Consider the following 14,649-nt stretch of genomic DNA (forward strand, 5'->3'; position numbering starts at 1 on the left):
ACGATGGTGCACTCACCGACGCATTCGCGGGTAAACCCGCTCCCACAGCGTATACTGTCGGCTCTTTTTTCCATCGGTAATCTCTCGTCCCATGTCCACCCTCGCCACCGCCCTCGCATCCTGCGACATGCTCCTGATCGATGGCCTGCACGCCTTCGACTTCACCTTCGACGCATCCGGCCTCACCATCGAGTGCATGGACGGCCGCCAGCTGCGTCGCTGGTCCTTCACCTCCGACCAGATCAGCGCCGCCATCGGCGCGGGCGACGATTGGAGCCTGGCCAGTGACGAAGGCGAGCATCGTCTAGTCTGTATGAGTGCCTTTCGTGCCCCGGATGAAGAAGACGATGAACAGGAAATGGACACGCCTGCTGACCACTAGCCTCATGGCTTTGTCAGTCAACGCCCAGGCCGCCACGTTGCTGGTGGGCAGCTACACCGACAACGGCAGCGAAGGGATCTACCGCTACGACTTCAATGTCCGCACGGGGCAGATCGACGCTACGCCCCGGCAGGTGGTCAAGAGCGTCAGCCCCTCGTGGCTGGTGCTGTCCGCCGACCAGCGCCAGTTGTTCGCGGTCAATGAAACGCCAAAGGGCCAGGTCAGCAGTTTCTCGCTGGGCAAGCAGGGTGAGATCAAGCTGCTGAACCAGGTGCCCAGCCAGGGCGACGAGCCGACCCACGCCAGCCTCAGCCACGACCAGCGCTACCTGTTCGTCGCCAACTACGCCGTTGCCCCCGACCCCGGTGGCAGCCTGGTGGTGATTCCGGTGGCCCGGGACGGCAAGCTCAAGCCGGTGGTGCAGCAGGCCCGGCGTGCGCCGAGCAAGGTCAACCCCGAACGCCAGGCCGGTGCCCATGTGCATTCGCTGGTGTTGTCGCCCGATGGCCGCCACCTGTACGCCAGCGACCTGGGCGCCGACAAGGTGTTCATCTACCGCTACGACGGCGCCAGCCCCGAGCATCCGTTGAGCCCGGCGATTCCGCCTTCGGTGGTACTACCGCCGGGCAGCGGCCCGCGCCATCTGCTGTTCGACGCCAAGGGCCGGCATGCTTACCTGACCCTGGAGATGAGCGCCGAGGTGGTGGTGTTCGATGTGCAGGACGGTGCGTTGACCCAGCGCCAGCGCCTGCCGCTGACCGAGAGCACGGACGCTGCGGCGAAGGCCGCAGGCGGCCTGCACCTGTCGGCCGATGGGCGTTTCCTCTATGTCAGCAACCGTGGCACTGCCAACGAGATCGTGGTGTACGCCGTGGGCAAGGACGATGGCCAACTTACCCTGCTGCAACGCCGCTCGGTGGAGGGCGACCATCCCCGGGAGTTTGCCCTCGATCCGGATGGCAACTACCTGCTGGTGGCAAACCAGAAGAGCAACCAGATCGTGGTCATGCGCCGCGATCCGCGCAGCGGCAAGTTGGGGGATACGGTGCAGAAACTGCCCCAGCAGGCGCCTTCGGATCTCAAGTTTTTGGAATGAACCTGCGTTTGCCCTGTAGGAGCGGCCTTGTGCCGCGAAAGGGCCGCAGAGCGGCCCCAGGATTTCAGCGTTAATGCATCAATCGCCGGGGCTGCTGTGCAGCCCTTTCGCGGCACAAGGCCGCTCCTACAGGGGGCGCGTGTCCAATTATCGATGGGGGTGATATTCGCTACTGCTGCAATGAATTTTTCCAGGCAGATGCATCGGCGTAAGTTTTGACCCAAGGCCCCAACGGGCTAACGTCAACCACCGAAGTCGAGGTCAGCCCACATGAACTTCAATCTCTTCCCGGTCATCGCCGCTTCCGCCATCTCCGCCTCCGTCGTGCTGCCGGCCCACGCCCAACTGGAGCAAAGCGCCAAGGCATCGAACACCCACAGCTACACCCAGAAATACCTGCAGCAGAGCGCGCATTTCCATGCCGCCCTGAGCAAGCATGCCAATTGAGTGTGTAAAGCCATTGGTAATAGCACAACGCCACGTGATTTAATTTGACGCTAATTTTTTGACTCTCCAAAGGGGCAGAGCATGATGTGGCGTATCACGGCGGTAGTGCTGTTGTTGATGTCCGCGCCGATCCTGGCGCTTTGAGCGATACGCTGTCTCACTTGGCCATCACGGCCTTGAACAGCGGCGATGCCAGCCAGCCCTGCAACCAGCTCCGCAACCGCGGATAAGCCGCCTCGGCGAACCATTCGGGTTCGACCCCGGCAAACTGGCGCATCAGGGGCAGCAAGGCGGCGTCGGCCAGGCTCGGGTGAGCGGCCAGCAGGTAGGGCCTGCCTTCGAGCAGGCGTTCCAGCTCGGCCAGCCAGGGCTCGGCCTGGGCGCGGTAGTGCGCCCGGGTGTGCTCGGGGTAGCGCTCGGCGTACTTGTACAGGTTCACCTGCGCCTTGAAGGTGCTGTCGTTGCGCGTGATCAGCGTTTCGGCCTGCTGCGCGGCAGTGGGATCGGCCTGCAGGCGCCAGTCCTCGGGGTCATGTCGGGCGAGCGCCCAGCGCATGATGTCCAGGCTTTCCTCCAGCACCACATCCCCGGTATCGAGCACCGGCACCGTGCCTTTGGGCGACAGTGCCAGCAGCACGGCCGGCTTTTCCTTCATCTTCACCTCGTGGACCTGCACGTCGCAGCCGGCGTAGCGCAGGGCCAGGCGCGCGCGCATGGCCCAGGGGCAGCGACGGAACGAGTAGAGGATCACCCGCACACCTCCACGTCGCTCAGGCCATTGCCCTGGCGGCGCACCTGGATCTGCACCGGAATGCGCTCGTGCATCTCCTGCACGTGGGAGATCACTGCCACCTTGCGCCCCTGGGCCTGCAGGCCGTCGAGGGCGTCCATGGCCAGTTGCAGCGACTCGGGGTCGAGGCTGCCGAAGCCTTCGTCGATGAACAGCGATTCGATACGCAGAGTGCTCGACGCCATGGATGCCAGGCCCAGGGCCAGGGCCAGCGACACCAGGAAGGTCTCGCCGCCCGACAGCGAATGCACCGAGCGCAGTTCGTCGCCCATCTCGGTGTCCAGCACCAGCAGGCCCAGGGCACTACCGCCGCGCTTGAGGCGATAACGCCGGGCCAGCTGGCGCAACTGGCTGTTGGCGTGATGCAGCAGCAGGTCGAGGTTGTAGCCCTGGGCGATCTTGCGGAACACATCACCCGAGGCCGAGCCGATCAACGCATTCAGACGTGCCCAGCGTTGCCATTGCTGGTAGGCCTGTTCGATCTGTTCGGCCAGGGCCTGGCTGGCCTGTTGCCGGCGCTGGTCCTCGGCCTGTTGGGCGCGCAGCTCGGCGCATTGCTGCTCCTGGGCTGCCAGCTGTGCGGCCAGTTCGGCGAGGGCGGTTTCCAACGCTTCGACGGGCAACTCGCCGTGGGCCTGGGCAGTGTGTTGCTGCAGTCGCTGCTCACGCTCTACTAGCAACACGCGGCCTTGCTCGACGGCTTTTTCCGCGGCCTGCAGGCGTTGACGCAGCTCGCCCACCTGGCTGTCGTCGATGGCCAGCAGGCGGTCGAGGCCGGCGTCGTCCAACTCCGGGTGTTCGCTGCGCCACTGGGCGATTTCGCCCTGTAGCTGCTGGTGCTCCTGCTCCAGTGCCTGCTGGCGCTGCTGGTTGGCCTTGAGCTCGCCGGCCAGTTGCACGCCCTGGGTGTGCAGCGCCTGCAGTTGCCGGGCGCTGTCTGCCTCGGCGGCGCGGGCCTGTTCCAACTGGGTGTCCATGTGCTGCTGCCAGGCTTCGGCGCTGGGCTGGTCGCCGAGCAGCTCGCCCAGGGTGGCCTGGGCCTTGTGGCGTTGCTCCTCCAGCACGGCGAGTTTCTGTTGCAGCTGCTGCTGGCTGTGCAGGCGTGCCTGTTGCTGATCGCGCTGTTTGTCCAGCTGGAGCTGGCGAGTCTGTTGTTCTTCCAGCTCGTCCTTGCGCAGGTCGAGTTGCTGGCGGCGCTGGGCAATCTGCTGGTCGAGGCCGAGGAACGCATTGGCCGGGTCGTCGCGCAGGGCCTGGAGAATGTCCGGGGGCAGCACGCTTTCGAGGCTTTCGAGGGCCTGCGCGAGTTGTTGCTCGTCGGCGGCCAGGGCCTGGTGCTGCTGGTCGAGGTGGCGCTGGGCCTGTTGCTGGGCTTCGCCGGCGGCCTGCAATTGCTGGGTGAGACGGGCGGCATCCCTTTGCAGGGCGAGCAGGGCGCCCTGGCGTTTCTCGTCGCGGTCGATCTCGTCGCCGAGGCGGCGCAGCTGACCGTCGAGCCACTTGCCACGGGCGCTGTCGTCCTGCGGCGCCAGCGCTGGCCACAGGGCATGGGCCTGAACCTGCTCGAGCACGGGCTGCAACTGCTCGCCCAACTGCTGCTGTTGCTGCTGGTAGTCCTTGAGCTGGGCGTTGACCACGCCCAACTCGGTGCGCAGCTCCACCAACCTGGTATTGAGCTGTTCGACCTGCCGCTGCGCCGCCGCTTCCTCAGCCTGGTCGTGGCGACCGAGGCTGTGCAGCAACGCTTCGGGCTGATGGAACGGGTGCTCGGCGCTGCCACACACCGGGCAGGGCTCGCCATCGCGCAGCTGGGCGCGCAGTTCCTCGACGCTGGTGTTACGCGCCAGGCGCTGGCGCTCGAGCAGCTGGCGGGTCAGGGTCAGTGCCTGCTCGGCGCCCTCCAGTTCTGCCTTGGCCGCCGTGCCTTCGCCGATCAGTTGCTGGCGCTGCTGCATGGCCTGTTGCTGGCGCTCGCGCAGTGTATTGAGGCCGTTGCGCAGTTCCATTTCGCGGCCATGCAGGCGCGACAGTTCCTCGACCGCGCGTTGCTGCTTGCGGTTGTCCTGGAGCATGGCGCCGAGCAGGTCGATCTGCTCGGCCAGCGCCTGGGGTTCGGCCCCTGCCTCGCGGAACAGCAACTCGAAATGTTCGCGCTGGGCTTGCAGCTGGGCGTTGGCCTGGCTGGCCTGGGCCTGCAGGCCGGGCAGCTCTTCGCGGCCCTTGGCCAGGCGGCCGCCGATCAGCATCACCTGCTTGAGTTGCGGCAGGTAGGCCTGCCAGGCGTCGGCCAGGCTGCCGAGCGGTTCGCTTTCGGCCAGAGCGCTGTCGATTTGGGCCAGTTGCTCCAGGCTGCGCTGCTGGTTGTCTTCCAGCTGCTGCAGTTGCTGCTGGGCTGCATCGACTTCCTGTTCGGCCTGGGTGCAGGCTTCCCGTTGTTCGGCAAGCTCCTTGTCCAGGCGCGTCAGGTCGCCCTGGGCGGCGAAGGCCTGGCGCAGGCGCGGGGCGTTTTCGCCGTGCAGGGCCTGGTGCTGGACCAGGTGCTGGCGGGCCGTTTCCAGAGCCTGCTGCAGCGCGTCGGTGTGTTGCTGCAGTTCAGTTTGCTGGCGCAGTTGCTGGTCGATATCGGCCAGCACCGGGGCCAGTTGCCCGGCCAGGTGCTGCTGGCGGTGGAACTGGTGGCGCTGGGGCGCCAGGCGCTCCAGGCGTTGCAGGTCGACGCGTTGCTCGGCCAGTTGCTGCCACTCGTGTTGCGCATTTTGCAGGGCCGTGCCGGCTTCGCTGTGCTGGGCCTGCAGGCGCTGCTGTTCGGCAAACCAGATGCGCTGCTGTTCCAGTTGGCGCTGGCGCGCCTGTTCGGCCTTGAACTGCTGCTGGGCCTGTTCCAGTGCCTGGTCGAGGGCGGCGCGGGCTTCGGCTTCCATCGGCAGCAGGTGTTCAGCCTGCTTCTTCAGGTCGTTGTGAACCTCGCCGGTTTCCCGCGCCTTGCTGAAGGCGCGTTGGCCCAGGCGGGTGTAGATCGCGGTGTTGGTGAGTTTTTCCAGCAGTTCGCTGCGCTCGCGGTCGTCGGCCTTGAGGAAGGCGCCGAATTCGCTCTGGGCCAGCATCACCGCGCGGGTGAACTGCTCGAAGTTCAGGCCCAGGCGGGCCTCGACCAGTTGCTTGTATTCGTTCTTGCCGCTGCCCAGCAACTGCTCGCTGTCCAGGTCGTAGAGGCTCTGGCGGCTGTTCTGCAGCTTGCCGGTGGCTTTTTCGCGGGCGCGGTTGGCTTCCCAGCGGGCGCGGTAGCGGCCGCCGTCGATGCCGACGAAATCGACTTCGGCGAAGCCGCTGCCGGTGCCGCGGCGCAGCAAATTGCGCGGATCCGAGGTGGGGATCTCGCCGTCGGCGTCCGGCACCTTGGCTTCCCGGGCGATGTCGTTCAGGCGCGGCACGCTGCCGAACAGCGCCAGGCACAGGGCGTCGAGCAGGGTGCTCTTGCCGGCGCCGGTGGGCCCGGTGATGGCGAACAGGCCAGCGCTGGCCAGGGGCTCGGCGGTGAAGTCGATATCGACCGGGCCGGCCAACGAGGCCAGGTTTTTCAGGCGGATGGCGAGGATTTTCATGCCTGCTCCTCCTCTTGCAGGACGTCCTGCAGCAATTCGGCGAAATCGGCCAGGGCCTGGTCGTCGGCGGGGTTGCCGTAGGCCTGCTCCCAGGCGCGGCCGAACAGGTCCTGCGGGGTCATCTGGGCCAGCTCGACGAAGGCTTGCTCGTCGTCTTCGGCGCGGCCGCTGCCGGCGTATTCGGCGCTGATGCGCACCAGGCGCACGGCCTTGCCCTGCAGGGCGCCTTCGATCTGCTGGCGCAGGTCGGGCTGCGGCTCGTCCAGGCGCACCCGTACTTCCAGCCAGGGCTGGCGGTTGGGGTCTTCGAGCAGGTCGATCACCGGCAGTTGCCCGAGCTGTTCGAGCAGTTCGCCCAGCGGCGCCGGGCCGACCCGTTGCAGGGCCACCGCGCGGGGTACCGGACGCGGCTCGATGCTGACCAGCTCGGCGCCGTCCAGCTCGACTTCCAGGACCTGGTGCGGGTAGTTGATCTCGGCGAACGACAACGGGATCGGCGCGCCGCTGTAGCGGATGCGGTTCTCGCGGTTGACCTTCTGCGGCTTGTGCAGGTGGCCGAGGGCGACATAGCTGATGGCCTTGTCGAACAGTTTGGCCGGCAGGGCCTCGGCATTGCCGATGATCAGGCTGCGCTCGGAGTCCTCCGAGATACTGCCTCCGGCCATGTGCGCGTGGCTGATGGCGACCAGCGCCTGGTCTTTCTTGCGCTTCTTCTGCGCCGCGGCGATCAGTTGCTCATGGACCTGGTTGATGCCCTGCAGGTAGTCGTCGCCCAGCGCGGGGCCGGTGACTTCGGCCGGACGCAGGAAGGGCAGGGCCAGGCACCAGGCGCCGACCTTGCCACGGGCGTTGGTCAACGGGATCAGCAGCCGCTCGGTGTCCAGCTGGCCCTCGTCGAGCCAGTGCACCCGGCCCAGGGCGTGGGTGCGCAGGCGGCGCATCAGCGGCGCTGGCAGCTCGATGCGCGAGCCGGAGTCGTGGTTGCCGGCGATCATCACGATGTCCAGCTTGGGCTGTTGCTCGTGGGCCTGGACGATGAAGTCGTAGAGGCGCTCCTGGGCTTTGACCGGCGGGTTGACCGTGTCGAAGATGTCGCCGGCGATCAGCAGCGCGTCGGGCTGGCGCAGGCGCAGTTGGCCGAGCAGCCAGTCGATGAAGCAGGCGTGTTCGAAGTCGCGTTCCTGGCCGTGCAGGCTTTGACCCAGGTGCCAGTCGGAGGTATGAAACAGACGCATGGAAGATCCGTTGGGTGAGCGGCAGGGGGCTTATGGACAAGGGCGCTATGGTAACTCATCGCGGGGCGGGCACCGAGTGGCGTTCCCTATGTGTCTGGCGAAAGAGTTGCAGCGCCGATGAGATCGAGCGCCGCCCGCGCGGCGCTCGATCTCGAATACCCTGCAAGGCTCAAGGCATGCTCGGCTACTTGGGATACAACGGCGGCAAGCTACCCGCTTCACCCGACGGCGCCAGCACCTGCTCGGCCGGCGGAATCGCGCCGATCGCGCGCCACAGCTCGTCGCCGTGCCAGTACTGGCCACTCTCGCTGTACAGCGCGCCATTCAACCCATCCAGTGCATCGGACAACGGCACGAAGCGCGCCGCCATCTCGGCCAGGGTTTCCGGCTGCTGCCGGGCCCAGGCGTCCAGCGCCTGGCGGGTAGCCTGCGGGTCGTTGGCCTGGCAGGCGCGCTTGAGGTCGTCGAGCAGCGTGCGCGGGCTCGGGCCGGCCTGCGCCGCGCGCAGCACCGCCGGTTGCGAGCGGGCCCGCCACCACAGGGTGAAGCCGAGCAGGGTGGTCAGGGCCAGGACCAGCGTGGCCAGTTGCCAGGGCCAGAGCGGGCCGGGGCTCAGGTTGCCGTCGCCGACCGGGGTGTCGGCGCTCAGCGCCGGGTTGTCCTGCACGTTCAGGGTGCGCGCCGGCAGACTGCTGTGTTCCAGGTGGTCTTCGCGGGTGTTCCACCAGGTCACCTCCAGCGCCGGCAGGGCCAGGTCGCCGGCGTGGGTCGGCACCAGCGCCTCGCGTTCCTCGCGGTTGGCGACCATGCCGCGTTCGCCGATCTCGTTGCGCAGCAATGGCTGGTCGGGGTAGCGGCGCAGGCCGGTGGCCTCGGTAGCCGGCAGTGGCGGCAACTGGGTGCTCGACAGACCCTCTGCGCGCACGGTGATGTTGCGCGTCAGCGAGTCGCCGATCTGCGTCGGCTGGCGCTCCGGGTCGGGGTTCCAGTGTTCTTCCAGGGTCAGGCTGCGGGCCGGCAGCCAGGGGCGGTCGGCCGGGTAGCTGGCCGGGATTGGTTTGACCGTCAGGCGCAGCGGCAGCGAGCTGACCTGCACCTGGCGGCCGACCCGCGGTGTGCCGGCCGGCTGTTCGCCATTGTCGGCGGCGGTGGCGGTGAAGCGCAGCGGCGGCACTTCAAGGCTGCCGCTTTGCTGCGGATAGATCGCGTAGCGGGTCTCGATCACCCCGTGGCGCACGCCGTTGATCTCTTTCTCATAGGTGCGCGACTCACCCAGCGGGTCGACCTTGGCGTTTTCCAGCTGCAGTGGGCTGAGGCTGCTGTCGTCGTACAGCGCCACCGAATGGTAGATGCGCAGGGTCAGCACGGCCTGGGCCTGGACATAGACCTCGCTGCTGTCCAGGGTGGCCTCGACGAACACCTGCGCCGCCGCGTCGGGGCGCTGGCTGTCGGCCTGCTGCACCTGCAGCTCGATGGCCTGGCTGCGCGACTGGCCCAGCTGCAGCTCGGGGATGCGCAGGCTGCCGCTGCGTCGGGGCAGCAGGGTGATGATCCAGCGGGTGCTGGCGCGGGTTTCGCCGTCCAGGGTGTGCAGGCTGTTGAGCTGGCGCGTGCCGCGCACCTCGAAGTCGGGCTCGAGGGTGCGCAGGTCGGGTTTGCCGAACTGGGTGACGTCCTGGCTCTCGAGGGTGAGTTCCAGGGTTTCACCGGCTTCCAGGCGCGTGCGGTCGACGCTGGCCTGCAGGATCGGTTCGGCCTGGGCCGCGAGGCTCCACAACAGGCCTAGGAGAAAGACGCCGAGGCGACTCATCGTGGGGTTTCCTGATGCAATTGCTGTTCGTACCAGAATTTGCGCCGTAGCAGTTCCGCCGGGTTGTCGGGGATCTCCCGCAGCCATTGCTCCAGGGCCTGGCGCTGTTCGGCGTCAAGGCTGGTGGAGAGCGGCCGCTGGGGCGGCTGGGTGAGGTTGTCGTCATCGCCGCCGGCAGCGCCGGGCGGGGCCTGGGCGTTGCCCTGGCTGTCGCCGTTCTGCTGGCCCTGGGCCTGTTCGTCGCTGCCGGGCGTGCCTTGGGCCTGGCTGCTGGTCGAGCTGCTGTTGCCTTCGGTCTCGTTACCGGGGGTGCCTTGGGCATCGGCGTTGCTCGGTTGTGTCTCGGCGCTGGCCTGGCGCTGTTGCAACAATTGCTGGACCAGGGCCTGATTGTCCAGTGCCGCCTTCAGGTCGGGCTGGCGCTCCAGCGCCTGCTCATAGGCGTCCAGCGCCGCCTCCAGCTCGCCGGCGCGGGCCAGGGCGTTGCCACGATTGTAGTGGGCGGCCGCCGTGCCGGCCTGGGCAAACGCGGCAGCGGCGCCTTCGAAATCGCCGGCCTGGTACAAGGCCATGCCGCGCCATTGGCTGTCCTCGAAGTGCCGGGCTGCCTCGGCGGGGCGTTGCCGCTCCAGCAGGCGCTGGCCCTGCTGGTCGGGGCGCAGCCACAGGTCGTTGAACTCGAAGGCCTGGCTCGGTTGGGGCAGGGCTAGCAACAGGGGCAGGCAGAACAGCCAGCCACGCCGGCCGGCGCAGGCGGCGAGCAGCAGCAGGGGCAACAGCAGCCAGTAGCCCTGATCGGCCCAGCTGTCCAGTTGCAGGGTCTGGCCATCGTTGTGCAGCAGCCGCGGGTTGTCGAACAGGCCCAGGCCGCGCAGGTCGAGGTCGTCGATGCGGGCGTGGCGGTAGCGCCCGCCGGTCGAGGCGATGAAGCTCTTCAGCGAGGCGCTGTCCAGGCGTGGCAGGAGGATGCCGCCCTGATCGTCCTTGAGGTACTCGCCATTGGCCTGGCGCACCGGGGCGCCTTCGCCGCTGCCGACGCCCAGCATCAGCAGGCTCGGGCCCTGGCGCCCGAGGGCCTGGCGAATGCCTTCGCGCTCGGGTTCGCTCAGTGACGAGCCGATCAGCAGCAGGCGGCCCTGGCCTAGACCGCTCTGGGCGAGCAGGGCCAGGCCCTTGTGCACGGCGAGATCGGCGCGCTGGCCGGGCTGCGGCATGATCGACGGGTCGACGGCCTCGAGCAGGTTGCGCGTGGTGCCCAGGTCATCGGACAGCGGCACCAGGGTGTGGGCGGAGCCTGCGTAGACGATCAGCGCGGTCTGGCTGTCACGACGGTGCTCGAGCAGGTCGAGGACCTTGCGCCGGGCCTGTTCCAGGCGGTTCGGCGCGCTGTCCTCGGCGAGCATCTGCGGCGTCAGCTCGAGCAGGATCACCAGCGGGTCGGCCGGGCGCTGGCGGGTTTCCTCCAGGCGCTGCCAGCTGGGTCCGAGCAGGGCCAGGACGATCAGCAGCCAGGCCAGGCCCAGGGCGATCCACGGCAGCTTGCTGGTGCTGCCGCTGCCGCCGCCGAGCAATACCGCATGGAACGGCTGCGGCAGGATCAGCTGCCAGCGCCCGGCGCGCTTGCGCCGGTGCCAGAGCTTGAACAGCAGCCAGCCGAGCAGGGGTAGCACCAGCAGCCAGAGCGGGCGCAGCCATTGTGGCCAGAGTTCGATCATCGCCGCCTCCTCAGGCGCAGGCGCTTGAGGCGCTGGCGCCATTCCGGGTGGGGCTGCAGGAAGCGTGGCTTGCGCAGCAGGCGTTGCAGCAGGTTGTCCGGCCATTGCACGGCCACCACCAGCAGCACGCTGAGCAGCAGCGCCAGGGCCAGTGGCCAGGCATACAGTTCGTGGGCGGTGCGCGCCTGGGTCGGCTGCTGGGCCACCGGTTCCAGCTGGTCGAGGGTGTCGCCGATGGCGCCCAGCTCGGCGCCGTCATGGGCGCGGAAATAGCTGCCGTGGGTGATCTCGGCGATCTCCTTGAGCGAGGCTTCGTCCAGGTCCAGGCTCGGGTTCAGCCCGAGCAGGCCCGGTGTGCCGCTGGCCTCAGGGTTGGCGCCGATGCCGATGGTGTAGATACGCACGCCTTCCTGGGCGGCCAGGCGGGCGGCGGTCAGTGGGTGGATCTGCCCACCGTTGTTGGCGCCGTCGGTGATCAGGATCAGCACCCGGCTCTGCGACGGGCGCTGGCGCAGGCGCTTGACCGCCAGGCCGATGGCGTCGCCGATGGCGGTGTTCTTGCCGGCGATGCCGATCTGCGCCTCGTCGAGGAAGGTGCGCACGGTACGCCGGTCGAAGGTCAGCGGGGCTTGCAGGTAGGCCTGGCTGCCAAACAGGATCAGGCCGACACGGTCGCCCTGGCGGTCCTGGAGAAAGTCGCCCATCAGCGCCTTGACCAGGTCCAGGCGGCTGATCTCGTCGTCCTTCCATTGCATGTCGGGGAAGTCCATGGAGCCCGACACGTCCACCGCCACCAGCAGGTCGCGCCCGCTGGCCGACACCGGCAGCGGATCGCCCAGCCACTGCGGGCGGGCGGCGGCCAGCAACAGCAGCAGCCAGATCAGGATGAACGGCGCCTGCTGGCGCCAGGTCGGCAGGTTCAGCCGCGCGCGGCGCCCGGCCAGGCCCTCGAGTTCATCAAGGAAGCCCACCTTGAGCACTGGCTCGCCGCTGTCGGCGGCGGGCAGCGCCAGACGCGCCAGCCAGGGCAGCGGCAACAGCAGGAAGATCCACGGCCAGGCCAGTTCAAACATGCTTGCGGATCCAGGTTTCGACCGCCTGGGCGAGCCCGGCGATGGCCTTGTCGTCGAGCTTGCACTCGGGTTTGTAGGTGCCTTCGACCAGCACCATCCAACGGGTCAGGCCGGCGGCCGGGCAGCGGTTGTCGAGAAATGCCAGCCATTTACGGCCGCTGAGGGTGTGACTGTTGGCGCCGGGGTACTGGTTGCGGCACAGGCGCTTGAGCAAGGCATTGATCTGTTGCAGCCAGGCGCCGGCCGGCGCGCCGTCGTAGGGGCGCGGCAGGCGTGCCAGCTCGGCGAGAGCCTCGACACGGATCGGGTCCAGCGGCAGTTCGGCGCGCACCACCTTGCGCTTGCCCGGGCGCCAGCGACGCAGGCGCCAGGCGCCCCAGCCGAGCAGCGGCAGCAGGGCCAGCAGCAGCCACCAGCCGGGCGCGGGCGGCCACAGGCCGATGGCCGGCGGCGCGATCAGCGGCTGCAGCTGGTCCAGCGGATTCATCGGGTACTCCCGGGACGCTGCGCGTTCAGGTACTCGCGCAATTGCTCGATCATCTCACTCTGGGTGCTCAGTGGCATCAGCACCACCCGCAGTTTCTGCGCCAGCAGTTCCCAGCGCTCGATGCGCGCCTCGGCTTGCTGGCGATAGGCCTGGCGCAGGTTGGCATCCAGCGTGTCGAGTTCCAGTTGCGCGCCGCGCTGGGCGAAGCGCAGCAGGCCGGCGGCGGGCAGGGCATGGTCGAGCGGGTCGCTGATCGGCATCAGCAGCACGTCGCAGTGGCGCGACAGCATGGCCAGGTGCTGCTCGACACTGGCACTGAGGGCGCGCTCGTCGCAGATGACGATGGCCAGGCTGCCCGGGCGCAGCACCTCGCGCGCCCGGCGCAGGGCCAGGCCCAGGCTGTCGGGCTGCGGCACGGCCTCGGTGTGCAGGGCCTGGTTGACCTTGGCCAGGCGGTTGAGCAGTTGCAGCAGGCTCTGCTTGCTGCGCCGTGGCTTGATCTCGTGGGGCTCGCTGTCGCCGAACACCAGCCCGCCGATGCGGTCGTTGTGGCCCAGCGCCGCCCAGCCGAACAGGGCCGCGGCCTGGGCCGCCAGCACCGATTTGAACACCAGTCCGGAGCCGAAGAACAGCCGCTGGCTCTGTTCGACCATGATGAAGATCGGCCGCTCGCGCTCTTCGTGGAAGAGCTTGGTGTGCGGCTCCTGGGTGCGCGCGGTGACGCGCCAGTCGATATTGCGCACGTCATCGCCGGCCTGGTAGACACGCACCTGGTCGAAGTCCACGCCGCGGCCACGCAGCTTGGAGTGGTGCAGGCCCACCAACGGGCTGCGCTGGCCGGGCCGGGAAAACAGCTGGATCTCGCGCACGCGGTGGCGCATGTCGATCAGTTCGGCCAGGCCGATGCGGATGCCGGGTTCGGCCTGCGGGGTGGTGGGCATGGGGTCAGGCGACGGCAACGACGTCGAGGATGCGCTGGACCACGCGGTCCTGGTCGACCCCGGCCGCCTCGGCCTCGAACGAGAGGATGATGCGGTGGCGCAGCACGTCGAACAGCACCGCCTGGATATCCTCGGGGCTGACGAAGTCGCGCCCGGCCAGCCAGGCGTGGGCACGCGCGCAGCGGTCCAGGGCGATCGAGCCACGGGGGCTGGCGCCGTAGGCGATCCAGTCGGCCAGTTCGCCGTCGAACTTGGCCGGAGTGCGGGTGGCCATGACCAGTTGCACCAGGTATTCCTCCACCGCATCGGCCATGTACAGGCCGAGGATTTCCTTGCGCGCGGCAAAGATCGCCTGTTGGCTGACCCGCCGTTCGGGCTTCACCTCGCCGCCCAGCGCTTCGCCGCGGGCCTGCAGAAGAATGCGCCGCTCGACCGCGGCATCCGGGAAGCCGATCTTCACGTGCATCAGGAAACGGTCGAGCTGGGCCTCGGGCAACGGGTAGGTGCCTTCCTGCTCGATCGGGTTCTGCGTGGCCATCACCAGGAACAACGGCGACAGTTCATAGGTGCTGCGCCCGACACTGACCTGGCGTTCGGCCATGGCTTCGAGCAACGCCGACTGCACCTTGGCCGGGGCGCGGTTGATTTCGTCGGCCAGCACCAGGTTGTGGAAGATAGGCCCTTGCTGGAACACGAAGCTGCCGGTTTCCGGGCGGTAGATCTCGGTGCCGGTAATGTCGGCCGGGAGCAGGTCGGGGGTGAACTGGATGCGATGGAATTGCGCCTCGATGCCTTCGGCGAGCTCCTTGATGGCCTTGGTCTTGGCCAGGCCCGGGGCGCCCTCGACCAGCATGTGGCCGTCGGCCAGGAGCACGATCAGCAGGCGCTCCACCAGTTTTTCCTGGCCGAGGATCTGGGAGGAGAGAAAGGTGCGCAGCGCGATCAGCGCTTCACGGTGTTCCATCGTTGGCGGTTCCTGGGGATGGGCCCTGGCGCGCTGTGAGCGGTGGCCGGGCGGGGGTGGATACTTTAATCCATCCGGGGGTGCGGGGACCAATGGCGGTTTGCAAA

General features: G+C 68.0%; 12 protein-coding genes. 3 read left to right on the forward strand and 9 right to left on the reverse strand.

Going from position 1 to position 14,649, the window contains the following annotated elements:
- The first annotated feature begins 91 nt into the window (after nucleotides 1–91).
- From PRtIB026_RS11265 to PRtIB026_RS11275, 3 genes are all read left to right on the forward strand, one after another.
- Complete coding sequence (locus PRtIB026_RS11265) at nucleotides 92–382, forward strand: DUF5629 family protein (protein ID WP_203647507.1); 291 nt, start codon at nucleotides 92–94, stop codon at nucleotides 380–382.
- Nucleotides 348–1,478, forward strand: coding sequence for a lactonase family protein (locus PRtIB026_RS11270; RefSeq protein ID WP_267813817.1), 1,131 nt, complete (start codon nucleotides 348–350; stop codon nucleotides 1,476–1,478). The genes PRtIB026_RS11265 and PRtIB026_RS11270 overlap by 35 nt, the downstream gene beginning before the upstream one ends.
- 270 nt (nucleotides 1,479–1,748) lie before the next feature.
- Nucleotides 1,749–1,925 carry a hypothetical protein gene (locus PRtIB026_RS11275; protein ID WP_167388412.1) on the forward strand — a complete coding sequence of 59 codons (177 nt, stop codon included), beginning with the start codon at nucleotides 1,749–1,751 and terminating at the stop codon, nucleotides 1,923–1,925.
- A 157-nt stretch (nucleotides 1,926–2,082) separates the two neighbouring features.
- On the opposite strand, the gene PRtIB026_RS11280 is transcribed toward PRtIB026_RS11275, so the two are convergent.
- The 9 genes from PRtIB026_RS11280 to PRtIB026_RS11320 all read right to left on the reverse strand — a co-directional run bounded on the left by PRtIB026_RS11280 (nucleotide 2,083) and on the right by PRtIB026_RS11320 (nucleotide 14,542).
- Nucleotides 2,083–2,676 carry a glutathione S-transferase gene (locus PRtIB026_RS11280; RefSeq protein WP_203647506.1) on the reverse strand — a complete coding sequence of 198 codons (594 nt, stop codon included), beginning with the start codon at nucleotides 2,674–2,676 and terminating at the stop codon, nucleotides 2,083–2,085.
- Nucleotides 2,673–6,317 (reverse strand): AAA family ATPase, encoded by a 3,645-nt coding sequence (locus PRtIB026_RS11285; RefSeq protein ID WP_267813819.1) that lies wholly within the window; start codon nucleotides 6,315–6,317, stop codon nucleotides 2,673–2,675. Before PRtIB026_RS11285 ends, PRtIB026_RS11280 begins: the two co-directional genes overlap by 4 nt.
- The gene (locus PRtIB026_RS11290) at nucleotides 6,314–7,552 is read right to left on the reverse strand and encodes an exonuclease SbcCD subunit D C-terminal domain-containing protein (protein ID WP_203647505.1); all 1,239 of its coding nucleotides are present in this window, start codon (nucleotides 7,550–7,552) and stop codon (nucleotides 6,314–6,316) included. Before PRtIB026_RS11290 ends, PRtIB026_RS11285 begins: the two co-directional genes overlap by 4 nt.
- 184 nt (nucleotides 7,553–7,736) lie before the next feature.
- On the reverse strand, nucleotides 7,737–9,362 hold the full coding sequence (locus PRtIB026_RS11295) for a BatD family protein (RefSeq protein WP_203647504.1): 1,626 nt from the start codon (nucleotides 9,360–9,362) through the stop codon (nucleotides 7,737–7,739).
- Complete coding sequence (locus PRtIB026_RS11300; RefSeq protein WP_203647503.1) at nucleotides 9,359–11,077, reverse strand: vWA domain-containing protein; 1,719 nt, start codon at nucleotides 11,075–11,077, stop codon at nucleotides 9,359–9,361. The genes PRtIB026_RS11295 and PRtIB026_RS11300 overlap by 4 nt, the downstream gene beginning before the upstream one ends.
- Complete coding sequence (locus PRtIB026_RS11305) at nucleotides 11,074–12,150, reverse strand: vWA domain-containing protein (protein ID WP_203647502.1); 1,077 nt, start codon at nucleotides 12,148–12,150, stop codon at nucleotides 11,074–11,076. Before PRtIB026_RS11305 ends, PRtIB026_RS11300 begins: the two co-directional genes overlap by 4 nt.
- On the reverse strand, nucleotides 12,143–12,637 hold the full coding sequence (locus tag PRtIB026_RS11310) for a DUF4381 domain-containing protein (RefSeq protein ID WP_050706544.1): 495 nt from the start codon (nucleotides 12,635–12,637) through the stop codon (nucleotides 12,143–12,145). The genes PRtIB026_RS11305 and PRtIB026_RS11310 overlap by 8 nt, the downstream gene beginning before the upstream one ends.
- Complete coding sequence (locus tag PRtIB026_RS11315) at nucleotides 12,634–13,578, reverse strand: DUF58 domain-containing protein (protein ID WP_203647501.1); 945 nt, start codon at nucleotides 13,576–13,578, stop codon at nucleotides 12,634–12,636. The genes PRtIB026_RS11310 and PRtIB026_RS11315 overlap by 4 nt, the downstream gene beginning before the upstream one ends.
- Nucleotides 13,579–13,582: 4 nt before the next feature.
- Nucleotides 13,583–14,542: an AAA family ATPase gene (locus PRtIB026_RS11320; protein WP_203647500.1), complete on the reverse strand. Its 960-nt coding sequence runs from the start codon at nucleotides 14,540–14,542 to the stop codon at nucleotides 13,583–13,585.
- Nucleotides 14,543–14,649 lie beyond the last annotated feature (107 nt).

This window comes from Pseudomonas sp. RtIB026 (assembly GCF_016861355.2).
Lineage (GTDB): Bacteria > Pseudomonadota > Gammaproteobacteria > Pseudomonadales > Pseudomonadaceae > Aquipseudomonas > Aquipseudomonas peradeniyensis.